This window comes from Sulfitobacter sp. W074, assembly GCF_025142275.1.
In the GTDB taxonomy this organism is placed as follows: domain Bacteria; phylum Pseudomonadota; class Alphaproteobacteria; order Rhodobacterales; family Rhodobacteraceae; genus Sulfitobacter; species Sulfitobacter profundi.
The window spans coordinates 1,962,839-1,985,477 of sequence record NZ_CP081130.1 but is presented as its reverse complement, the minus strand read 5'-3'; the positions used below and the strand labels follow the sequence as shown (position 1 = coordinate 1,985,477).

Annotated in this window: 20 protein-coding genes and 1 tRNA gene; 16 read left to right on the top strand and 5 right to left on the bottom strand. The window is 62.8% G+C overall.

The genetic code is table 11. The features are described 5' to 3' along the window. The first annotated feature begins 53 nt into the window (after nt 1-53). From K3762_RS09790 to ccoS, 13 genes are all read left to right on the top strand, one after another. Nucleotides 54-857, top strand: coding sequence for a taurine ABC transporter ATP-binding protein (locus K3762_RS09790; protein WP_067629395.1), 804 nt, complete (start codon nt 54-56; stop codon nt 855-857). Then, complete coding sequence (locus K3762_RS09785) at nt 857-2,122, top strand: ABC transporter permease (RefSeq protein ID WP_132443369.1); 1,266 nt, start codon at nt 857-859, stop codon at nt 2,120-2,122. The genes K3762_RS09790 and K3762_RS09785 overlap by 1 nt, the downstream gene beginning before the upstream one ends. A 91-nt stretch (nt 2,123-2,213) precedes the next feature. Then, nucleotides 2,214-2,801, top strand: coding sequence for a helix-turn-helix domain-containing protein (locus K3762_RS09780; RefSeq protein WP_132443370.1), 588 nt, complete (start codon nt 2,214-2,216; stop codon nt 2,799-2,801). Between the two features lie 88 nt (nt 2,802-2,889). After that, complete coding sequence (locus tag K3762_RS09775; RefSeq protein WP_260009195.1) at nt 2,890-5,352, top strand: FAD-dependent oxidoreductase; 2,463 nt, start codon at nt 2,890-2,892, stop codon at nt 5,350-5,352. A 1-nt stretch (nt 5,353) separates the two neighbouring features. Next, nucleotides 5,354-7,801 (top strand): FAD-dependent oxidoreductase, encoded by a 2,448-nt coding sequence (locus K3762_RS09770; protein WP_260009192.1) that lies wholly within the window; start codon nt 5,354-5,356, stop codon nt 7,799-7,801. Between the two features lie 120 nt (nt 7,802-7,921). Next, the gene (gene ccoN / locus K3762_RS09765; protein WP_132443373.1) at nt 7,922-9,532 is read left to right on the top strand and encodes a cytochrome-c oxidase, cbb3-type subunit I; all 1,611 of its coding nucleotides are present in this window, start codon (nt 7,922-7,924) and stop codon (nt 9,530-9,532) included. A gap of 5 nt (nt 9,533-9,537) precedes the next feature. After that, nucleotides 9,538-10,374, top strand: coding sequence for a cytochrome-c oxidase, cbb3-type subunit II (ccoO, locus tag K3762_RS09760; protein ID WP_260009187.1), 837 nt, complete (start codon nt 9,538-9,540; stop codon nt 10,372-10,374). A 10-nt stretch (nt 10,375-10,384) separates the two neighbouring features. Next, nucleotides 10,385-10,573, top strand: a complete 189-nt coding sequence (locus K3762_RS09755) for a cbb3-type cytochrome c oxidase subunit 3 (protein WP_120351105.1) — start codon at nt 10,385-10,387, stop codon at nt 10,571-10,573. Beyond that, the gene (ccoP, locus tag K3762_RS09750) at nt 10,570-11,472 is read left to right on the top strand and encodes a cytochrome-c oxidase, cbb3-type subunit III (RefSeq protein WP_120351104.1); all 903 of its coding nucleotides are present in this window, start codon (nt 10,570-10,572) and stop codon (nt 11,470-11,472) included. The genes K3762_RS09755 and ccoP overlap by 4 nt, the downstream gene beginning before the upstream one ends. Before the next feature lie 98 nt (nt 11,473-11,570). Next, nucleotides 11,571-13,160 carry a cytochrome c oxidase accessory protein CcoG gene (gene ccoG / locus K3762_RS09745; protein WP_132443374.1) on the top strand — a complete coding sequence of 530 codons (1,590 nt, stop codon included), beginning with the start codon at nt 11,571-11,573 and terminating at the stop codon, nt 13,158-13,160. Then, nucleotides 13,157-13,633 (top strand): FixH family protein, encoded by a 477-nt coding sequence (locus tag K3762_RS09740; protein ID WP_120351102.1) that lies wholly within the window; start codon nt 13,157-13,159, stop codon nt 13,631-13,633. Before ccoG ends, K3762_RS09740 begins: the two co-directional genes overlap by 4 nt. Further along, nucleotides 13,630-15,750 carry a heavy metal translocating P-type ATPase gene (locus tag K3762_RS09735; RefSeq protein ID WP_132443375.1) on the top strand — a complete coding sequence of 707 codons (2,121 nt, stop codon included), beginning with the start codon at nt 13,630-13,632 and terminating at the stop codon, nt 15,748-15,750. The genes K3762_RS09740 and K3762_RS09735 overlap by 4 nt, the downstream gene beginning before the upstream one ends. Next, nucleotides 15,747-15,938, top strand: coding sequence for a cbb3-type cytochrome oxidase assembly protein CcoS (ccoS, locus tag K3762_RS09730; RefSeq protein ID WP_067628064.1), 192 nt, complete (start codon nt 15,747-15,749; stop codon nt 15,936-15,938). Before K3762_RS09735 ends, ccoS begins: the two co-directional genes overlap by 4 nt. Nucleotides 15,939-15,990: 52 nt before the next feature. On the opposite strand, the gene K3762_RS09725 is transcribed toward ccoS, so the two are convergent. Then, nucleotides 15,991-16,674 (bottom strand): helix-turn-helix domain-containing protein, encoded by a 684-nt coding sequence (locus K3762_RS09725; protein WP_132443376.1) that lies wholly within the window; start codon nt 16,672-16,674, stop codon nt 15,991-15,993. Between the two features lie 156 nt (nt 16,675-16,830). On the opposite strand from K3762_RS09725, the gene K3762_RS09720 reads away from it, so the two are divergent. Then, nucleotides 16,831-17,565, top strand: a complete 735-nt coding sequence (locus tag K3762_RS09720) for a response regulator (protein WP_260009174.1) — start codon at nt 16,831-16,833, stop codon at nt 17,563-17,565. On the opposite strand, the gene K3762_RS09715 is transcribed toward K3762_RS09720, so the two are convergent. The 4 genes from K3762_RS09715 to K3762_RS09700 form a co-directional block, all read right to left on the bottom strand. Next, nucleotides 17,562-19,091, bottom strand: coding sequence for a PAS domain S-box protein (locus tag K3762_RS09715; RefSeq protein WP_260009172.1), 1,530 nt, complete (start codon nt 19,089-19,091; stop codon nt 17,562-17,564). The two genes, K3762_RS09720 and K3762_RS09715, sit on opposite strands and share 4 nt — an antisense overlap. A 120-nt stretch (nt 19,092-19,211) precedes the next feature. Next, nucleotides 19,212-19,625, bottom strand: a complete 414-nt coding sequence (locus K3762_RS09710; protein WP_120351098.1) for a cytochrome c — start codon at nt 19,623-19,625, stop codon at nt 19,212-19,214. A gap of 29 nt (nt 19,626-19,654) precedes the next feature. Continuing rightward, nucleotides 19,655-20,509, bottom strand: a complete 855-nt coding sequence (locus tag K3762_RS09705) for a universal stress protein (RefSeq protein ID WP_260009160.1) — start codon at nt 20,507-20,509, stop codon at nt 19,655-19,657. 223 nt (nt 20,510-20,732) lie between these two features. Further along, nucleotides 20,733-20,822, bottom strand: a tRNA-Ser gene (locus K3762_RS09700). Between the two features lie 145 nt (nt 20,823-20,967). Between K3762_RS09700 and K3762_RS09695 the strand changes: the two genes are divergently transcribed. Together K3762_RS09695 and K3762_RS09690 are read left to right on the top strand one after the other, a co-directional pair. Next, nucleotides 20,968-21,810, top strand: a complete 843-nt coding sequence (locus K3762_RS09695; protein WP_409202454.1) for a DUF2059 domain-containing protein — start codon at nt 20,968-20,970, stop codon at nt 21,808-21,810. Continuing rightward, nucleotides 21,810-22,619 carry a DUF2059 domain-containing protein gene (locus tag K3762_RS09690; protein WP_120351096.1) on the top strand — a complete coding sequence of 270 codons (810 nt, stop codon included), beginning with the start codon at nt 21,810-21,812 and terminating at the stop codon, nt 22,617-22,619. Before K3762_RS09695 ends, K3762_RS09690 begins: the two co-directional genes overlap by 1 nt. Nucleotides 22,620-22,639 lie beyond the last annotated feature (20 nt).

Below are 22,639 nucleotides of genomic sequence, written 5' to 3'. Positions count from 1 at the left end.
AGCCGGGCAGGCGGGGGCGGTCTTACAAAAATAGCAGGGGGCACCGGGGCGGCATGTCGGGACTAAAAATCGAAAATCTGTCGATGCGGTTCGACCTGCCCAATGGCGGTCACGTACAGGCGCTTGAAAACGTATCGCTTGACCTTGCCGAAGGCCAATTGATGTCGGTGCTGGGGCCCTCGGGTTGTGGCAAGACGACGCTTCTGAACATCGTTGCGGGATTTCTTGCGCCAACCTCGGGCGAGATCGTTTTGAATGGCCACAACGTGACCGGGCCGGATGCAGAGCGGGGCATGGTCTTTCAGCAGGGTGCGCTGTTTGAATGGATGTCGGTGCGCGAGAACGTGAGTTTTGGCCCTCGGATGAAGGGGCAGAGCGAAAAGCAATACGGGGCCGAGGTCGACCACCTGCTCGATATCGTCGGGCTGCGGGACTTCAAGGAAAAGGCGATCTACGAACTTTCCGGCGGGATGCAGCAGCGGGTGGCGCTGGCGCGTTGTCTGGCAAATGATCCCGACGTGATCCTGATGGATGAGCCTTTGGGCGCGCTTGATGCCCTGACCCGTGAAAAGATGCAAAGCCTTGTTCTGAAGCTTTGGAAAGAGACGGGCAAGACCATCATCCTCATCACCCATTCGGTCGAAGAAGCGCTGCTGCTGGGCGAGCGGCTCTTGGTCATGGCACCGCGTCCGGGGCGCATTCACCGCGAATACCGTCTGCCCTTTGCCGATCTGGGTGTGGGCCATGATCTGCGCGAAGTTAAGAAACACCCTGAATTCGCCGAAAGACGCGAAGAGATCCTTGGTATGATCTGGGACATGGAAGAAGAGATTATGGGCCGGACGGAGGACGCATAATGGTTATCCTACTGATTTATATCGTTATCTTTGTCGTCTCATTCTTTTTGGTGCGTCTTGCCGTCGACCAGACTGCGAATGGATTTGTTGCGCGCAAGACCGTCACCTTTGGCGATGAAAGCGCTGTCACCTCGAACCGCACCGCCAGCGTAATCTCGATCCTGACGATCTTTTTGCTGTGGGGCGCTTTTACCGGCTCGTCGCTGCTGCCCCGGTTTTTGCATGCGCCCGGCCCCTTTGAGGGGCTGGCCGAGCTGACCTATACCGCAGAGGCCGAAGACGGCAGCCGCGATGATGCGACGATCACCGTCTTGGTGCATCCCGTGGGCGAAGATGCCGATACGCCGCAGGTCGATCCCGGCGAAGGCTGGGCCAAGAATGACGCTTTCACCATCGGCGCATGGCGGTCGGGGCTTTTGCGCGTCGATAAGAATGACGACAAGGGCCGCGATGTCGGGCACCGCGTCGTCGCGGTGAACGGCCAGGAGATCGTGCCGGGTGGGGAGGTGCTGACTGACTTTGGCCGCGTCGGCATGTCGCCCAAGGGCACGCTTAATTTTGAGCCTGCGAAGGGCTGGCAGATGGAGCCGATTTGGCTGCCGCCACCTGAGGCCGTGGTCGCCCGGTTGGGTGAGATTTCCAGCCAAGGTTACCGGGACAGCACCCTGTGGGAGCATCTGGGCTATTCGCTTTTCCGCGTTGTCGTGGGCTTTGCCCTTGGGGCGCTGGTGGGCATTCCGCTGGGCTATGCCATGGGCCTGTCGGGCTGGTTCCGCGGGTGGTTCGATCCGATTGTCGAATTCATGCGCCCCGTGCCGCCGCTTGCGCTGATTCCGTTGGTGATTATCTGGGCGGGCATCGGCGAGGTGGGCAAGATCATCCTGCTGTTCCTTGCGGCCCTATGGATCATGGCCATCGCTGCGCGGTCGGGCGTGTCGGGGGTGAATATCACCAAGGTCCACGCGGCCTATTCGCTTGGCGCGTCCAAGGCGCAAATCATGCGCCATGTTATCGTGCCGAACTCTCTGCCCGAGATCTTTACCGGGGCGCGGGTGGCGATGGGCGTCTGCTGGGGCACGGTGGTGGCCGCCGAACTGGTGGCCGCAGAAAAGGGGGCTGGGATGATGATCATGGTCGCCTCCAAATTCCAGCTGACCGACATCGTACTGATGGGGATCATCCTGATTGGCGTCATCGGTTTTGGCATCGACATGTTGATGCGCAAGGCCGAGCGGCTGTTGGTGCCTTGGAAGGGGCGGTCTTAACCCCGCCCGCCTCAGTTCATCGCTTTCGAGGAGAAACACTTGCCAGACGCCGAATTCCGCGCCGCAGTGAAAAAATGGAGGATATTTTCACATGACCCGAGCGAAAAGGCAGGGGGCCGAGGCCACGGCGCCACGCTCACTGGGGGCCGATTTACGCGCGATCCGCAAGGGGCGCAGACTGACCCTGACCGATATGGCCGAGGCGTTGGACCGTTCCGTTGGCTGGGTCAGTCAGGTCGAACGCGATATCTCGACCCCCTCCATCTCAGATCTGCGACGCATGGCCGAGATCTTGGACGTGCCGGTCTCTCTGCTTTTTGGCGAAGCGACAGTGACCCCCGAAGAACGCGGCTATGTTGTGCGCGCCGGGGCACGGCGGGCCATGGGAAGTGCGGCCAACGGGTTGACGGAAGAGTTGCTTTCCCCCGATCTGACCGACAGTTTCGAGGTCATCCATTCGACCTTTGCAGCCTATTCGGGGCTGGAGGCGCCCGTCATGCGCGAAACGCAGGAGGTGGGCTTTGTCATTTCGGGCCGGTTGAACCTGAAGATTGCAGAGCGCAGCTTTACCGTTTGCCCCGGCGACAGCTTTCGCATTCGGGGCGAATATTACACTTGGGACAACCCCTACGACACGCCCGCCGTGGTGGTCTGGGTGATCTCTCCGCCGGTTTACTGAACCGGGTTTTCATCAATTCAAATTGTTTCAAACTGACCGGGGGCGCCATTGGTCAGCTTTTGGCAGTGCTTGGCAAAGGGAGCTGAACGTGGCTGATTTTCCGACAACGGCGCGGGTCGTGATCATCGGGGGCGGCGTGGTTGGGGTCTCGACCCTCTACCACCTTGCCCGCGCGGGTTGGACCGATTGCGTCCTGCTTGAAAAGAACGAACTCACCGCGGGCTCTACTTGGCATGCGGCGGGCAATTGCCCCAATTTCTCGAATTCATGGGCGGTGATGAACATGCAGCGCTACGGGCTAGAGATGTACCGCAGCTTGGGCGAGGCGGTGGGCTATCCGATCAACTACCACGTGACCGGGGCGCTGCGTTTGGCCCATAGTCGTGAACGGATGCAGGAGTTTGAACATGTCGCCTCCATGGCCCGCGCGCAGGGGCTGGGGATGGAGATGTGCACCCCCGCCGAGTTGAAAGAGCATAATCCGTTCATAGAGCTACATGATCTTGCGGGCGGGTTGTGGGACCCCTTGGATGGGGACATCGACCCGGCGCAACTGACCCAAGCCCTTGCCAAAGGCGCGCGGGAGGCAGGGGGGCAAATTCACCGCTTTACCCCCGCCACCGGCATAGATCGCGATGGGGGCGAATGGATCGTCCATACCGAAAAGGGCGATATTCGCTGCGAGAAGGTGGTCAACGCTGCCGGCTATTACGCGCAGCGGGTCGGCGAATGGTTCCGCCCCCATGGCGGCCGCCGGGTGCCTGCCGTGGTGATGAGCCATCAGTATTTCCTGACCGAAGAAATCCCCGAGCTGGCCGCATGGACCGCCGAAAAGGGCCACAAAATGCCGATGGTCCGCGATGTGGACAGTTCCTATTACCTGCGGCAAGACAAGAACGGTCTGAACCTCGGTCCCTATGAGCGCAACTGCAAAGCCCATTGGATCACCCCCGACGATCCGATGCCCGAGGATTTCAGCTTTCAGCTCTACCCCGATGATCTGGACCGGCTGGAATGGTATATCGAAGACGCCATGGCGCGGATGCCGCTTTTGGGCCAAAGCGGTGTGGGGCGGGTGATCAATGGGCCGATCCCCTATGCGCCCGATGGCTTGCCGATGCTCGGCCCGATGGCCGGCGTGCCAAATGCCTTTGAGGCGCATAGCTTTACCTTCGGCATCGCGCAGGGCGGCGGCGCGGGCAAGGTCATGGCCGAATGGATCATGGCGGGTGAAACAGAGTGGGACATGTGGGATGTCGACCCGCGCCGCTTCACTGCCCATGCCGATCACGACTTCACCCTCGCCAAGGCTTTAGAGACCTATGGTCATGAATATGCGATGCATTTCCCGCATCACGCATGGCCTGCGGGGCGCGATAAGAAACTGTCGCCGCTGCAAGACCGCCTGCGCGCGGCGGGCGGTCAGATGGGCGCCTACAACGGGTGGGAACGGGCGAATTGGTTCGCAAAACCCGGCGATGATACTTCGGAAGAGGCGACCCAGACATGGGACAGGGCTGGCCCATGGGCCGTCCGGGTCCGGGCGGAGGTCGAGGCGGTGCGCGACCATGTCGGCGTGCTGGACCTGCCCGGTTTCTCACGCTTTGCGCTGGCGGGACCGGGCGCTGCGGACTGGCTGCTGGGGCGGATCGCAGGCGCGCTGCCCAAAGTGGGGCGGATGACACTGGGCTATTTCCCCGACAGCCGGGGGCGGGTGCTGACCGAAATGTCGATCCTGCGGCATGCGGAAGATGAATTCACCCTGATCACCGCCGCCCCCGCGCAATGGCATGACTTTGAACTGCTGCGCGATGCGTTGCCCAAAGGGGGGGCGATCAGCCTGACGGATCAAACAGATCAAGTCTCGACCCTGATCCTCTGTGGCCCGAAATCCCGTGCGCTTTTGGCACCACTGGCTCCCGATGCCGATCTGGCATTGCCGTGGCTCAGCCATCAAAAGGCATCTGTGCAGGGCAAGCCCGCGTTGCTTGCGCGGGTCTGTTTCGCAGGCGAGTTGGGCTGGGAAATCCACGCGGCGCCCTCGGATATGCCCGCGATCTATGATGCGGTCATCGCGGGCGGGGCCGTACCTTTCGGGATGTTCGCGCTCAATTCCATGCGGCTTGAAAAAGGCTACCGCACCTGGAAAGGCGATCTGTCGCAGGAATACACTTTGCTGGAAGCCGGGTTGGACCGGTTCATCCGGTTGGAGAAACCGCAGGCGTTTCCGGGCAAAGCGGCGCTGGTTGCCGAACGGGCGGCGGGGCCGCAGCGGCGCTTCGTCACGTTGGTCGTTGAGGGCAATCCACAAGACGCGCCAGCGATGGCCACACTGCGCCTGAAGGGCCGGGTTGTGGGCGAAGTGACCAGCGGCGGCTATGGCTACCGCGCCGATGCCTCCATCGCCCTCGGGGTGGTTCAGGCCGAGGCTGCCGTGCCGGGCACCGACCTCACGGTGGAAATCTTTGGCCAGAGTTACCGCGCCACGGTGCAGCCCGACGCGCCGCTTTGGGACAGTGAAAACACCCGCATCCGCGCGCAGGAGGTCTGAAATGGTACAGCTGCCTTCCAAAGCCCGCGCCGTCATCATCGGCGGTGGCGTGATCGGCTGTTCGGTCGCGTACCATCTGACAAAGCTCGGCTGGACCGATGTCGTGTTGCTGGAACGTAAACAACTTACCTCTGGCACCACATGGCACGCGGCAGGGCTGATCGCGCAGCTGCGCGCGACGCAGAACATGACGCGGCTGGCGAAATATTCCCAAGAACTCTACGGCGCGCTTGAGGCGGAAACCGGGGTCGCCACGGGGTTCAAGCGCGTGGGGTCGATCACTGCCGCGCTGACACCTGCGCGGCGCGAGGAAATCCTGCGTCAGGCCGCCATGGCCCGCGCCTTTGGCGTGGAGGTCGAGGAAATCACCCCCGCGGAAGTGCACGCCAAGTATCCCCACATTGAGACCGAAGGCATGACCGGCGCGGTCTATCTGCCGAAAGACGGGCAGGGCGATCCGGCCAATATTGCACTGGCGTTGGCCAAGGGCGCGCGGGCGCGTGGCGCGATCGTGGCAGAGCGGATCAAGGCCACCGGCGTGGTGCGCGCGGGGCGTAGGGTCACAGCAGTAGATTGGGCCGGGGAGGATGGCAGCGCGGGGCAGATCGAGGCCGAGCATGTCATCAATTGCGCAGGCATGTGGGGGCGGGACGTGGGCAGGATGCTGGGCAGCAACGTGCCGCTGCAAGCTTGTGAGCATTTCTATATCGTCACCGAAGCCATTCCCTCCTTGCGTGAATTGCCGGTGCTGCGTGTCCCCGATGAGTATGCCTATTACAAAGAGGATGCGGGCAAAATCCTGCTTGGTGCGTTTGAGCCTGTCGCCAAGCCATGGGCGCTGCAGGGCATCCCCGAGAGTTTCGAGTTTGACCAACTGCCCGAAGATTTCGACCATTTCGAGCCGATCCTTGAGATGGCCGTCAAACGGTTGCCACTGCTGGCGGACGCGGGGATTCACACCTTTTTCAATGGTCCCGAAAGTTTCACCCCCGATGATGCCTATCACCTCGGTCAGGCCCCCGAGATGGACAATGTCTGGGTCGCCGCCGGGTTCAACTCTATCGGGATTCAGTCGGCGGGCGGCGCGGGCATGGCGCTGGCGCAATGGATGGAAGACGGGCAAAAACCCTTTGATCTGGGTGACGTGGACATCGCGCGAATGCAGCCGTTTCAGGGCAATAAGACCTATCTGGCGACGCGGTCGACCGAAACGCTGGGCTTGCTCTATGCCGATCACTTTCCCTATCGCCAAAAGGCGACCGCGCGGGGCATCCGGCGCAGCCCGGTGCACGCACATCTGCTGGAGCATGGCGCGGTCATGGGCGAATTCGCGGGCTGGGAACGGGCCAATTGGTTTGCGGATGCCGGCCAAGAGCGTGAATACCGCTACGCTTGGGGGCGGCAGAACTGGTTCGACAATCAAGCCGCCGAACACGCCGCCATCCGCACGGGCGTCGGGCTTTATGATATGTCGTCCTTCGGCAAGATCCGGGTCGAGGGGCCAGAGGCCGAGGCTTTCATGAACCATATCTGCGGTGCGCAGATGGCGGTGCCGGTGGGCAAGATTGTCTATACGCAATTCCTCAACCCTCGGGGCAGGATCGAGGCGGATGTCACCGTGACGCGGCTCAGCGAAACGGCCTATCTCGTCGTCACCCCCGCCGCGACGCGGCTGGCGGATGAAACATGGCTGCGCCGTCATACGGGCGAGCGCCTTGTTGTGATCACGGATGTGACGGCGGGCGAAGCGGTCCTCGCCATAATGGGGCCAAAGGCGCGGGAGGTTTTGCAGGCGATATCCCCCAATGACTTCTCTAACGAGACGCACCCCTTCGGCATGGCGCGGGAGATCGAGATCGGCATGGGGCTCGCCCGGGCGCACCGCGTGTCATACGTGGGCGAACTGGGTTGGGAGCTTTACGTCAGCACTGAAATGGCGGCCCATGTCTTTGAGGTGCTGATCGAAGCAGGCGCGGCCTATGGGCTGAAACTCTGCGGGCTGCACGCGATGGACAGTTGCCGGATCGAAAAGGGCTTTCGCCATTTCGGCCATGACATCACCTGCGAGGACCATGTGCTGGAGGCGGGCTTGGGCTTTGCGGTGAAGACCGACAAGCCCGATTTCATTGGCCGCGACGCGGTGTTGCGCAAGAAGGAGGCGGGGCTGACCCTGCGAATGGTGCAATTCCGTCTGACGGACCCGGAGCCGCTGCTGTATCACGCCGAGCCGATCCTGCGGGACGGGCAACTCGCGGGCTATCTCAGTTCGGGCAATTACGGGCATCACTTGGGCGGCGCGGTCGGGCTGGGCTATGTGCCCTGCGAAGGGGAAAGCGTCCCCGACCTGCTGCGCTCGACCTATGAGATCGACGTCGCGGGCCGCCGGATCAAGGCCGAGGCGAGCCTGAAACCGATGTATGATCCCAGCGGGGCGCGCTCGAAAAGCTAGGCCCCGCGCCCGCCCAGAAATCGCGCCCTTCGCAGGCTTATGCCGCCCTCTTTGACATAGATCAAAGCGGTGGTCTCAGCCGCATGCGATCCGTCTCCCAAAGATGAAGGGATTCGGAATATGTTCGATACGCTCAAGTTGATCGTGCTTGCGCTTATAGTGTTTTTTGCAGCACTCGGGGCGGATTGGGCGCGCGATCCGGCTTATATGGTCCATGCCCTGCTGATCATGCTGGTGGCGGCGGGGTTGTTCTTTTGGCAGTTGCGCCGCATGCCTGTCGAGGATGCACGGCCCGCCGTGTCCATGGCGCCGCAGGGCTATATGGATGGTCCGATCCGCTATGGCGTGATTGCCACCGCCTTTTGGGGCGTGGTGGGGTTTCTGGTCGGTACCTTCATCGCCTTTCAGCTCGCCTTTCCGGCCCTCAATATCGAATGGGCGCAGCCCTATGCGAACTTTGGCCGGCTTCGCCCGCTGCACACCAGCGCGGTGATTTTCGCCTTTGGGGGCAATGCCTTGATCGCCACGTCGTTCTACATCGTGCAGCGCACCTCTTCGGCGCGGCTCTGGGGTGGGAACGCGGCGTGGTTCGTCTTTTGGGGCTATCAGCTTTTCATCGTGCTGGCGGCGACAGGCTATCTGCTGGGGGCCACCCAATCCAAGGAATATGCCGAGCCGGAGTGGTACGTCGACATCTGGCTGACCATGGTTTGGCTGACCTACCTCGCCGTATTCTTCGGCACGATTCTGAAGCGGCGCGAGCGCCATATCTATGTCGCCAACTGGTTCTTTCTGGCCTTCATCATCACTGTGGCGATGCTGCATGTGGTCAACAACCTTGCCATCCCCGTGTCGATCTGGGGCTCGAAATCGGTGCAGGTCTTTGCAGGCGTGCAGGATGCGATGACGCAGTGGTGGTACGGGCACAACGCGGTGGGTTTCTTCCTGACCGCCGGGTTTCTGGGCATGATGTATTACTTTGTGCCGAAACAGGCGGGCCGCCCGGTCTATAGCTACAAACTGTCGATCATCCATTTCTGGGCGCTGATCTTTCTCTATATCTGGGCGGGTCCGCACCACTTGCATTACACCGCCTTGCCCGACTGGGCGGCGACGCTGGGGATGGTGTTTTCGATCATCCTGTGGATGCCAAGCTGGGGCGGCATGATCAACGGTCTGATGACGCTCGAAGGCGCGTGGGACAAGATCCGCACCGATCCGATCATCCGCATGTTTGTCGCTTCGCTCGCCTTCTACGGCATGTCCACCTTCGAGGGGCCGATGATGTCCATCCGCGCGGTCAACTCGCTGAGCCACTACACCGATTGGACGATCGGCCATGTGCATTCCGGCGCGCTTGGCTGGAACGGGTTGATCACCTTCGGGGCGCTCTACTTCCTGACCCCGCGGCTCTGGGGCCGGGCGCAGATGCACTCCATGGCGGCGATCAACCTGCACTTCTGGCTCGCGACCCTTGGCATCGTTCTCTACGCGGCGTCGATGTGGGTCTCAGGCATTATGGAGGGGCTGATGTGGCGTGAGGTCGATGCCAATGGCTTCCTCGTCAACAGCTTTGCCGACACCGTCGAAGCCAAATTCCTGATGTATGTGGTCCGAGGTCTGGGCGGGGTGCTCTACCTCGCGGGCGGTGCAGTGATGGTCTGGAACATGTGGATGACCATCCGCGCCCCGCAAGCCCGTCCCGTCACCGTCGCCCTGCCAGCGGAGTAAGATCAATGGCCAAGAAGCCCCACAGCCCGAACTATGACCCCGCTGACGATCCCAAGGTCGTAACCGCCAGCGAAGGCGTGAAGACGGGCAAAATCCCCAACGAACTGCCGCCCGAGACGCAGACGATCACCTTTCACCAGCGGTTCGAGCGCAATGCGACCCTGCTGCTGATTGCCTCGCTCGGGGTGGTCAGCATCGGCGGGATCGTTGAAATCGCGCCGCTCTTTTGGCTGGAGAATACCATCGAAGAGGTCGACGGCATGCGCCCCTATTCGCCGCTGGAACTGGCGGGGCGGGAAATCTATGTGCGCGAGGGCTGCTATGTCTGCCACAGCCAGATGATCCGCCCGATGCGCGACGAGACCGAGCGCTATGGCCACTACAGCCTTGCCGCGGAATCGATGTACGACCACCCGTTCCAATGGGGCTCTAAACGCACCGGGCCGGATCTGGCGCGGGTCGGCGGGCGCTATTCGGATGAGTGGCATGTCGATCACCTGATGGACCCGCAGTCGGTCGTGCCGGAAAGCGTGATGCCGAAATACGCTTTTCTCATGGATGCCAAGCTTGAGCCTGAGGATGTGACCGATCTGGTGGCGACCCACCGGACGGTCGGCGTGCCCTATAGCGATGAGATGATCACAAATGTCCGTGGCGATTTCCGAGTGCAGGTCGATCCCATGGGGGACTACGACGGGCTGCTGGAACGCTACCCCGGCGCGCAGGTGCGCAGCTTCGACGGGCAGCCGGGCATCAGCGAAATGGATGCTCTGATCGCCTATCTGCAAATGCTCGGAACGCTGGTCGATTTCTCGACCTTCGTGCCCGACGCCACCCGCTGAGGAGCCTGCCATGGACACCTATTCTTTCCTGCGTGAACTGGCCGACAGTTGGGCGCTTCTGATCCTGACGTTGATCTTTCTCGGCGTCATTGGTTGGGCCTTTCGCCCCGGCGCGCGCGCCCTGCACGACGATGCCGCCGCCGTCCCATTTCGCAACGAAGAGCCTGACCAAGCCCGCCATGACGGAGCCCAGCCATGACCGACAATCGCAAGATCGACCCCGCCACCGGGACCGAGACCACAGGCCACAGTTGGGACGGGATCGAAGAACTGAACACGCCCCTGCCGCGCTGGTGGCTCTGGACCTTTTACGCCACCGTCGTCTGGGGCGTGATCTATACCATCCTCTATCCCGCATGGCCGATGGTCTCGGGTGCTACGGCGGGGCTTTTGGGCTATTCCACCCGCGGTGAAGTCGCCGCCGAGATCGCCCGCGTGGACCTGTCGAACGCCGATCTGACGCAGAGCCTCGTGACCGTCGATCTGGCGGTGCTGAAGGACAACGAAGAACTGCACCGTTTTGCGACGCAGGCCGGGCGCTCGGTCTTTGCCGCCAATTGCTCGCAATGCCACGGCGCGGGGGCGGGGGGTGTCGTGGCCTCGGGCTACCCCAACCTTTTGGACGACGATTGGCTCTGGGGCGGCACGATGGAGGATATCGCCTATACAGTGCGCCACGGTATCCGTAACGAAGATGACCCCGACGCGCGCTTCTCTGAAATGCCGCCCTTTGACTGGATGGAAGAGGCCGATCTCGACGCCACCGTGCATTTCGTTCGCAGCCTGTCGGGGCTTGAGCATGACGCGGGCGCGGCGCGGGCGGGAGCGGAAGTCTTTGCCGACAACTGTAGCGCTTGCCATGGGGAACGCGGCCTTGGCGACCGTGAGATGGGCGCGCCGAACCTTGCCGATGCGATCTGGCTGCGCGGCGGCAGCCATGATGCGATCCTGCGGCAACTCAAAACGCCGCGCATGGGGGTGATGCCGCCGTGGCAGGCCCGTCTGGGCGAGGCCGAGGTGCGCGCTGTGACCGCCTATGTCCACGGTCTGGGCGGGGGCGAGGCTGCGGTCGATGCCGAGGGTGCAGCCGCCGATTGAGTAGGTATGACAAAATGATCTGCGGATTGATGCAGATCAAAGCGGCCTGCGCCCCGCGGGTGTAGGCCGCAAGACGTAACCCCCGGAGCATACCGCCGATGTCCAACGCCGCCCCCCCGCTTTTTGCCGCACGAGAGCCGATTTTTCCCCGCCGGGTGAGCGGCTTCTTTCGCCGGTTAAAATGGGTGATCCTGATCCTCACGCTGGGGGTCTATTACGTCACCCCGTGGATTCGCTGGGACAGGGGGCCGAACCTGCCGGACCAAGCGGTTCTGGTCGATCTCGCCAACCGGCGCTTCCATTTCTTCTGGATCGAGATTTGGCCGCATGAGTTTTACTTTGTGGCCGGGTTGCTGATCATGGCGGGGCTGGGCTTGTTCTTGTTCACCTCCGCTCTGGGTCGGGTCTGGTGCGGCTATGCCTGCCCGCAAACCGTCTGGTCCGATCTCTTCATGACCGTCGAACGCTGGATCGAGGGCGACCGCAACGCCCGTATTCGTTTGCACAACGCGCCGTGGAGCCTGCGCAAGGCGCGGCTGCGGGGGGCGAAATGGCTGGTCTGGCTGCTGATCGCGGTGGCCACGGGCGGGGCGTGGGTCTTTTACTTTGCCGATGCGCCCAGTCTGGCGCGCGACCTAGTGACCCTGCAAGCCGCCCCCGTCGCCTATGCCACCATTGCCGTGCTGACCGCCACGACTTTTATCTTTGGCGGCTTCATGCGCGAACAGGTCTGCATCTACATGTGCCCTTGGCCCCGCATTCAAGGCGCGATGATGGACCCCGGCACGCTGACCGTCGGCTACCGCAAATGGCGAGGGGAGCCGCGCGGCAAGGGCGGGGTAAAGCGCCAGAAAGCGGCGGCAGAGGCGATCGGCAGCGGCAATGCGGTGGCGCGCTACGGCGCGGCGCTGGACAAAAACACCGCAGGCGACCGCCAATCGCGGGATGGAGAGGTCTTGGGCGATTGCATCGATTGCAACGCCTGTGTCGCGGTCTGCCCGATGGGGATCGACATCCGCGAAGGCCAGCAGATGGAATGTATCACCTGCGCGCTCTGCATCGACGCCTGCGACGATGTGATGGCCAAGATCGGCCGCCCGCGCGGGCTAATCGACTACCTCGCGCTGGATGATGAGCCGCCCACTGCGCCCAAGGCGAGCGCCGCCGTGGCGGGCCTTGCCGAGACACCGGCAGGGGATGTCGCCGGGGCCATCCAGCCTCCGTGGCAGCCCAAGCCGCTTTGGCAGCATGTCTTCCGCCCTCGGACGCTCATCTACACCGCCGCGTGGGCCACCATCGGTGTGGCGCTTGTCGTGGCCCTGTTCATCCGGCCCGAGATCGACATGACCATCGCCCCGGTGCGCAACCCGACCTTCGTTACCCTGTCGGATGGATCGATCCGCAACGCCTATGACATCCGTCTGCGCAACAAACATGGGGAGGCGCGGGCGTTCCGGCTGTCTCTCGCGGGGGACCATGGCTTGGGCCTCAGCATCGAGGGGGCGCCTGATCCGGTGGTTGCTGTGCCCGCCGACACCACCCGCCTGCAACGGGTCTATGTGATCGCCCCGCCGCAGACCGAAGTCGCCGCAGCGCCGCGCAGCGGTCTGCGTTTTTGGGTCGAAGATATCCGCTCAGGCGAGCGGGCCTTTGGCGATACGATTTTCAATGGAAAGGACAGCCAATGACCGCAGCAGAGTTGCAAAGGCAACGCCCCCTCACAGGCTGGCATGTGCTGGCGATCTTCGTGGGCGGCTTTTCGATCATCATCGCGGTGAACCTCGCGCTTGCGTTCAACGCGGTGCGCACCTTTCCGGGCAAGGAAACCGAGTCGAGCTACATCGCCTCGCAGAATTTCGACACGGACCGCGCGGCGCAAGAGGCTTTGGGCTGGATGGTTGAAACAAATCTGACCGCCACCGCGCTGCGCTTGGCGGTGCAGGACGCTGGAGAGGCGGTGGTACGGCCCGAGATCATCGCGGCGACACTGGGCCGTGCGACCACTGTGGCGGACGACATGACGCCTGCCTTCGCGTGGGATGGCCATGCATGGGTGGCACCGGTCACCGCAGGCGCTGGCAACTGGAACCTCCGGATCGAGATGCGCGCCGCCGATGGCACGCTCTTTCGCCGCCGCATTTCGTTGCGGGTGACCCCATGACCGTTGCCGCCTGTCCGGGCTGTGTCGCAGCCGCCCCCTCGGCCGAGGCCGCAGCGCAGCGGGTTGCAGAGAACGACGAGGCACTTCACCTCGCCTTGCCACAGATCCGCTGCGCGGCCTGTATTGCGGGGGTCGAGGGGGTCTTGGCCAAACTGCCCTCGGTCAAAACCGCGCGGGTGAACCTTGGGGCCAAGCGGGTGCGGATCGTCCTGATGCCCGGATATGACGCCAGCGCGGCGCTTCAGGCGTTGAACGATGCGGGCTTTGAGGCACATGAGTTGGATGCGACCGCCCTGCGCCCGGCGGGGGATGACACAGGCCGCCGTCTGCTGGCCCGTGCCGCCGTCGCGGGCTTTGCCATGATGAACGTGATGGCGGTTTCCGTCGCGGTCTGGTCCGGGGCGGGCGATATAACGCGAGAGATGTTTCACTGGGTTTCCGCGGCCATCGCGCTGCCTGCTCTGGCCTTCTCCGCGGTGCCGTTCTTTGCCTCGGCAGGGGTCGCCCTAAGGGCCGGGCGGATGAACATGGACGTGCCGATTGCGCTGGCGATCCTGCTGGCGGCGGCCACCTCACTTTATGAAACTTTTGCCGCCACGGGGGCGCATACATGGTTCGACGCGGCGCTGTCGCTGACCTTTTTCCTGCTGGTGGGCCGCTACCTTGAGCACCGCGCAAGGGCGACGGCGCGCTCTGCCGCGGCGGAATTGACGGCGCTGGAACTGCCGCGCGCCACCCGTCTGACCGCAAAGGGCCGTGAGACGGTGGAGGTGAGCGCCTTGATGCCCGACGACCGCATCGCCCTTGCCGCCGGGGCCCGCGCGCCGGTGGACGGCATGGCCTTGGGGGCCGCGATGGTGGACCGCTCCGCCCTGACCGGAGAGGCCGACCCCGTTGCCGTAGCGGCGGGCGGGGCGATCTGTGCGGGCGAGGTGATCCTCGGCGCGCCGCTGAACCTGCGCGTCACCCGCCGCGCCGAGGACAGCACCCTGCGCCGCCTTGCGGCCCTCGTCGAAGTGGCCGAGACGGGCAAGCACCGCTACAGCGGGATCGCGGACCGGGCGGCACGCCTTTACGCGCCGGTGGTGCATGGCTTGGCGGCGCTGGCATTCGCCGTTTGGTGGGGGCTGACGGGGGACCTCTATCAGGCGATCGCGGTGGCCACGGCGACGCTGATCATCACCTGCCCCTGCGCCTTGGCACTGGCCATTCCGGCGGTGACGGCGGCGATGACGGGGCGTTTGTTCCGCGCGGGCGTGCTGCTGAAATCCCCCACGGCGCTGGAGCGTTTGGCCGAGATCGACACGGTTCTGTTCGACAAGACCGGGACGCTGACTGAAGGCGTGGCGCGTCTGCCCGCTATTGATGCGCGCGCGGCTTCGGTGGCACTTGCCCTCGCGCAGGCGTCGGACCATCCGGCGTCACGCGCCCTGGCGGCGGCGCTGCAGGGTCATATGCCCGGCGAGTTGCGCGAATTGAGAGAGGTGCCGGGGCAGGGGATCAACGGTCTGTGGAACGGCGCGCCGGTTTCCTTGCGCCGGGGGCAGGATGGGCCAGAGCTGCAACTGCCAGACCGTTGCATCCCCCTGCCGCTGATTGAAACACCCCGCGCCGGTGCCGCAGAAGCGGTCAGCGCGCTGCAAGAGCGGGGGCTGGAGGTTGCCATGGTCACCGGCGATACCGCGCAGCGGGCGGCTATCTTGGCCCGAACATTGGGCATTGCCACAGTCTATGCCGCCGTCCGGCCAGAGGATAAGGCCGATCTGGTCCGCGATATGGCTGCGCAGGGCAGGCGGGTGCTGATGGTGGGCGATGGGCTGAATGACACAGCGGCTCTTGCGGGGGCCCATGCGTCCCTTGCCCCGGCCACGGCACTGGATGCGGCGCGGGTCGCCTCGGACGGGGTGATGCTGGGCGGTGATCTATCTGCGGTGGAGGATACGTTGCGTCTGGCGCGGCGGGCGCGCAGCCGCATCCGGCAGAACTTGGCCTTGGCCGCGGCCTACAATGCGGTTGCGATCCCGGTGGCGGTCATGGGCTTTGCCACCCCGCTGATGGCGGCGGCGGTGATGTCGTCCTCCTCTATCCTCGTGGTTTTGAATGCGGTGCGCCGATGAATATCCTGATCGTTCTGATCCCCGTCTCCATCTGCCTTGGCGCGGCCGGTCTTGCGGCCTGTCTTTGGACGCTGCGCAATGGGCAATACGATGATCTGGAAGGCGACGCCGCGCGGATTTTGCTGGAGAATGGGGAGGTGCCCAATGGCGAGGACCGACAGAACCCTAGGCCGGACAAAACGGCCTGAAGCGCAAAGGGTGGGCCGAAACCCGCGCTTTTGGTTCTGTGGCAGATTGCTTTCAGTCAGCGGCCTGCGAGGCCGAGATCAGCGCGTCCATGTCCTTGATCAGGACCGTCTGAGAGGTTTCAAGCGCGATGATATCCTGTTTGCGCAGGCGGGTCAGGGTGCGGCTGACGGTTTCGATCGTCAGGCCCAGAAAATCGGCGATGTCGCCGCGTGTCATGGGCAGGGCGCAGGTGGTGTGATTGCCGATCGACCGCCCGTTGCGCTCCGCCAGCGTGATCAGAAAGGACGCGAGTTTTTCCATTGCGGATTTGCGGGCCAGCATCATGAAGTGATCCTGCATCGCCGAGATCTCACGCAGGGCGGCGTTCAACAGCCGCTTATGCTTGTCGTTGTCTCCGCCGAAATCGTCGAGCGAATGGCGGCGGTGTGCGATCACCTCCGCCGCCTCGATCGCCTCGCAATCGCTGTGATGTAGCGCGCCATTGGGAAAGCCGATGATATCGCCCGGCAGGCCGAAGGCGATGACCTGCCGCCGCCCGTTGCCCAGCACGCGGGTCAGACGAAAGACACCCGAGGTGATCTCATAGATATGATGGGCGATGTCGCCTTCGCGAAACAGATGCGTCCCGACCGCCTGCCGCTTGCGAGGCGTCTGCGCGGCGGGGGCGCGGGGGCAAAGCTGTATCTCTGGCACTTTGACTGCGGGAGTGAACTCGTTTGATAGCGTCACGTACATGCGATCGTCCTTTCTGGGGCGCGGTCACATTCTCAGGTGTATGTCGCAGCAAGACCTGCGGTGTTGTATCCGTTTGTAACGCTTTGTCGCAGGGGGTGGTGCTGCGGGTGGTGCTCGCTTGGGTTGCGGACTATACAAGCGCAGCTTTTGTGGGTGATGGCTGTGACCGCGAAAAAAATCCTTGTTGTTGATGACGATGCCAAGATCCGAACGCTTCTGAGGCGCTGCCTTGAAAGCGATGGCTACCTTGTGACCGAGGCGCATAACGCGCAAAGCGTGCGGGCGGCCTTTGCGGCGGAAGCCTTTGATCTGGTGACCTTGGATCTCAACCTCGGCGCCGAAGACGGGCTGGACATCGCGCGTGAGCTGCAGCGCGACCATGACGTGCCGATCTTCATGGTGACGGGCAAAGACGATGTGATCGACCGGGTTGTCGGGCTGGAACTGGGCGCGGATGACTATCTGACCAAACCGTTCCATGTGCGAGAGGTTTTGGCCCGTGTGAAATCGGTTCTGCGGCGCAGTGGCAAACGCGAGGCGGGCGCGCCTGCGCCGCAAAGCGACGACCCGTGGCTTACGCTCGATGGGTTGAAGATCAACCTCGACCGGATGCTGCTGCTGGGCCGTGACGGGCAGGAGGGTGATCTGACCACGGCTGATTTCAAACTCTTGGCCGCCTTTCTAACCCACGCGAAGAAACCGCTGTCGCGCGACCGGCTGATGGACCTGATCGACGGGCAGAACTGGGCGCCTTTGGACCGGACAATCGACAACCAAGTGGCGCGGCTGCGCAAAAAAGTCGAGCGTGATCCGGCCCACCCGCAGTTGATCAAGACGGTGCGCGGGGTCGGCTATGTGCTGACAGAAAGCCCTGCCGAAAGCGCGGATTAATCTTGCAGCAAGCTGCGGAATGCCTCGGCCAAATCCGCCTGTCTGTAGGGTTTGCGCAGGATGGCGAAGGCATGGGTCTCCTCCTCTCCGCGCAGGACGTTTTCGGAAAAGCCTGAGGTGATCAATATCCGCAGGTGGGGCATGTCTTGCGCGACCCGTTTGGCCAAGGCATGGCCCGAAAGTTCGCCGGGCATCACCAGATCGGTAAAGACCACATCGATGTCGTCGCGCCGTTGCAGGATGTCCCAAGCGACATCGCCGGTCGTTGCCGTAACGCAGTCGAATCCCAGCGTTCTCAGCCGGGTTTCGGACAGACGCAGCACCATCGGGTCATCCTCAACCAGCAGCACGCGCAGGCCGCTGCCGATGGCGGCGTGCCGCGCGGGGTCCTCACTCAATACGGGGCGCGCCCGTGCGCTGTCTTTAAGCGCCGGAAAATAGAGGCTGATCGTCGTGCCCTTGCCCAATTCGCTGTAAATCGCGATATGCCCGCCGGATTGCTTGATGAAGCCGTAAACCATCGACAGGCCCAGCCCCGTGCCCTGACCAACCGGCTTGGTCGAAAAGAACGGCTCCATCGCGCGGGTGCGGGTTTCGGGGGACATGCCTGCGCCCGTATCGGCGATCGACAGGCGGATGTAGTTGCCCATGTCGATGCCGATCTCCTGCGCGACATAGGTGTCATCAAGCTGCATGTTGCGGGTTTCCAACGTGATCTTACCGCCCGAGGGCATGGCATCTTGAGCATTGAGCGCGATGTTCAAGACGGCGGTTTGGAGTTGGGTGGCGTCTACCTTAGCCTGCCAGAGATCCTCGGCAAAGGCCGTCTCGACCGCGATATGGCCATGGATGGTACGCTTGAGCATCGCCACGGCCTTGGAGACTTCGGCGTTAAGGTCGATCACCGCGGCGTTCAGCGTGCTTTTGCGGGCAAAGACCATCAGACGAGAGGTCAGGTCTGCCCCGATCTCTGCGGCTTCAAGCGCGTCGGAAATCAGCGCGCCGCTTTTGGCAGAGGTTTCCGACATTTCCAGCAGTTCCAGATTGCCAATCACCACCGTCAGCAGGTTGTTGAAATCATGCGCGATGCCGCCGGTCATCTGGCCGATGGCGTCCATGCGTTGCGAACGGGCGGTGGCTTCTTCGGCGGCCTTTCTGCGCGACAGATCGTGCATGATGCCGACAAAGGCGACCTCGCCAGAGATATCCGCACGGCCCACGGAAAGATGCAGCGGGAAAACACTGCCGTCGGCGCGCAGCCCTTCGACATCGCGGCCCACGCCGATGATGCGTTTCTCGCCGGTATCAAGGTGGTGACGCAGGAAGCCATCGTGTTGAACGGCCATATCCCCCGGCATCAACATACGCACGTTTCGCCCTACCAACGCCTCGACCGAATGGCCAAAAAGGGCCGCCGCGGCCTTGTTCACCCGCAGGATATTGCCCGCGCGATCCGCCACCACCATGGCGTCAACGGCGGCGTCCAGAAGGGCCAGCAGAACGGGGCTTTCATCGTTGATCTTCATGCACGGGGTCCGTTTGTGGGGATGCGGGGCAGGGCATGCGATAGCGCGGCTAAGGGCTTGGGCGCAATGGAGGGGGTGACGCTCAGGGCCGCGGTGGTTGTATTCTACACCGCGCCGTCCCTACCACTGGATCGCTTCCAGATAATCGAGCAGATTGGCAAAATCGGTTTCCAGCACCTCCCCATCCGCGCCGCCATTGGGGTAAACATGGCGCAGCCCAACGGCGGAAAAGTCGGGCATCGGGGAGGCAGGATCGTCTTTTGCAAGCTGGCCCATGACAAAGCGGCTGACAAATTCGCGCGGGAAATACCCGTCATTGCGCTGTTTCAGCCCAGCCAAGTCAGGCGGCACAACATCAAGCTGCAGCGACATGGGGCCAGCCCCTTCGCCCCGCGCACCGTGGCAGGCGGCGCATTCCTTTGCATAGACCCGCTGCCCTTCGCGGACCCGGTCGGCATCTTCGGAAGGCCCGTCTGAACAGGCAGCGAGAAGGGCGCAGGACAGCCCGACAAAGGCGGTTAAACAAGGGCGCATGTGCAGCAGGTCCTTTGTATCAGCGGGCATTAGTGCGACAGAAGCACGGGAAAGGCGCTTTGTTCAATCAGGCTGCGGGTCGTGCCGCCAAAAACCTTTTCGCGCAGGCGAGAGTGGTCATAGGCCCCCATGACGATCAGCTCGGCGCCGGTTTCCTTGGCGCGCTTCACGATCGCGGTAGCGATGTCCTCTCCGCCGCTTGCATATTGCTGCACCGCGACGTGGCACCCTTGGTGGGTCAACCATGCCGCGACATCTGTGCCGGGGTTTTCCCCGTCATAGGCAGAGATCGAGACCGGATCGAAGAGCGCCACAGTCACCTCCCGCGCGGTCCGCAGGCTTGGCAGAGCCGCCCGGATCGCCCGCGTGGCTGGGAGGCCCGCTTTCCATGCCACAAAGACCGATTGCGGGGCCAGAGCCGCCTGTGGGTTCGATATGTTCAGCAAGACGGGGGCAGCGGAATCGAACAGCGCGGCATGGACGATGTCTTCGAACAAGCGCGCGTCTTCGCGCAGGTCCGTCCCGATAAGCACCGCATCACAGGTCAGCCCCGCCCGCGCGACGGTGTTTCGTAGGGCCGTGGCTTCACCACAGACCGCGCGGACATCCGCGCTGGCACCTTGGTCGCTGAGATACTGCGAAAATTCCTTGCGCTGCTTTTCGACCGCGGCGCGGGCCTCATCCACATCCGATTGCCAGCCAGCGGGAAGGGAATAGGTGCTGAGCTCTCCCACGCCCATGGAATAGACCGGCACCGGAGCGGTTTCGCTGAGCAGAAGAACGATCAGATGGGCGCCATGGGTCTGCGCCTCGCGCGCGAGGGTCTCTAGCTGGTCGGGCCGGGCGTGGACCCCGAGAACGACTGTCAGTGTGGTATTTTGCATAGCGGCGCTCCTCATGTGACCGTGGCCAGTATGGGGCGGCGACGGGGAAGCTGCATTGATCTGGATCAATTGGAGGTGTGGGGATCACTTGGCGGCGGAGGTGCTGTGAAGGGGCATACGAGGGGCTAGAAAAACGCGCCAGCGCCTACTGGGGTTGAGCGATATTCAGCATATCGTCATCCATTATCGATCAGATAAAAAGTCACTACTCTCAAGGCGGTAGTGGCGGAGAGACAGGGATTCGAACCCTGGGAACCCGTGAAGGCTCAACGGTTTTCGAGACCGCCCCGTTCGACCACTCCGGCACCTCTCCGCGGGGGTCTGGGGGGTCCGTTTAGTCGCCTTTTCAGGCAGTGGCAAGAGGGGTTTTGCGCATCAAGGGAAAGTTTGGGGATTTTCATTGCGCCGGGGCTGGTACAGCCTAAGTTTAAAGGCAGAATTCCGCGAAAGGACAGCCCATGTTTCGCCAAAATAGATTGATCGCAGCCCCCTTCGTCATGGCGATGATGCTGCTTGTCGCCCTTGCCGTGCCGCTACGGGCGGCGGAGCGCGGCGCGTTGGAGCGGTTCTTGGAAGTGACCGGCTTTGACGTGGCGTTGGAGAGCATTCGCCTCTCAGCCGATTCCGCGCCCGAGATGTTGGGGCTGCAAAGCGAGGATTTCGGCTCGGAATGGTCGCGGCTGGTGCGGGATGTCTTTGACACCGAGTTGATGCACGGCATGGCGATGGATATCCTTTCGGAAACGCTGAGCGACGATCTGCTGGATCATGCCGCCGATTTCTATGCGAGCGATCTGGGCCAGCGTTTGGTGGCCGTAGAGAACAAGGCGCATATGGCCGAGGATGACGGGCTGAAGGCGGAAAGCGGTGCTGCGATTGTTGCGGGGCTTGAGCGCATTGGCTCGCCGCGATTGGAAACACTGCGGCGTTTGAATGTCGCCAGCGATGTCGAAGAGATCTCGGTCCGGGCCATTCAAGAGGTGCAGATCCGCTTCCTTTTGGCCGCCGCGGGCGCCGGGGTGATCGAATTGCAGATGGAAGAGCCTGACCTGCGCGAAGCGATGCGCGCGCAGGCCGATGAACTGGGCGCTCAGATTGCCGCGAATGCATTGGCCAACGCGGCCTACACCTATCAATCCTTCTCGGATGACGATCTGCTCGCCTATGCCGAGGCGCTGGAGCATCCCGAGATGCAGCAGGTTTATACGCTGATGAACGCGGTCCAATATGAGATTATGGCCAATCGGTTCGAGGCCGTGGCCACCCGGCTCGCGGCGATGCAGCCCAGTCAGGACCTCTGATGCGGGCTTGGGTATTTGCGCCACTCCTGTGGCTTCTGGCTTTGCCCGCTTGGGCCGACGCGCGCATGACCGTGCTTGTCGATTTGTTGGAGCTTCGGCAAGCGGCGGTGATCCTCAGTGACGAGGGGCAGGCCCATGCCGAGATGCTGAACCAAGACATGCTGGGCGGGCAGGGCGGTCCGGGCTGGCAGATGCAGGTCGAAAGCATCCATGACGCCGGGCGCATGGTCGAAATGGTGCGCCGGGCATTGGAAGAGACGATGACCTCTGGCGAAGTCGAGCAGGCGATTGACTTCTATTCAACGGAATTGGGCGGTCGGATCGTCGGGCTGGAGAACGCGGGCCGTGCCGCCATTGCCGAGCCGGAAGTGGAGCAGATCGCGCGGGCGCACTATGGCGTATTGGCCGGGGATCATGATCCACGGGTCGCTCTGATCCGCCGCTTGATCGACGCCGCCGATATGGTTGACCGCAATGTCAGCACGGCGCTCAACAGCAATTTCCAGTTCCTGCGCGGAATGCGCGACGGTGGCGCCTTGGAAGACAGTGACGAAGACCTCTTGGCCGAGGTCGGCGCCGAGCTGGAGGCGGTTACCGAAGACACCTCTGTCTGGATGCACGCCTATCTGCTGCTGGCCTATCACCCCCTGCGCGACGCCGAGATTGCACAATATGCTCAATTTGCCGAGACAGGCGCCGGGCGTGCCCTCAACCGGGCGCTTTTTGACGGGTTTGGCAGGGCTTATGAGGATATCTCTTACGGGCTTGGACGTGCTCTGGCCCTGAATATGGTGGCCGAAAGCCTCTGACAGGGGCAGAGAATTGAGCG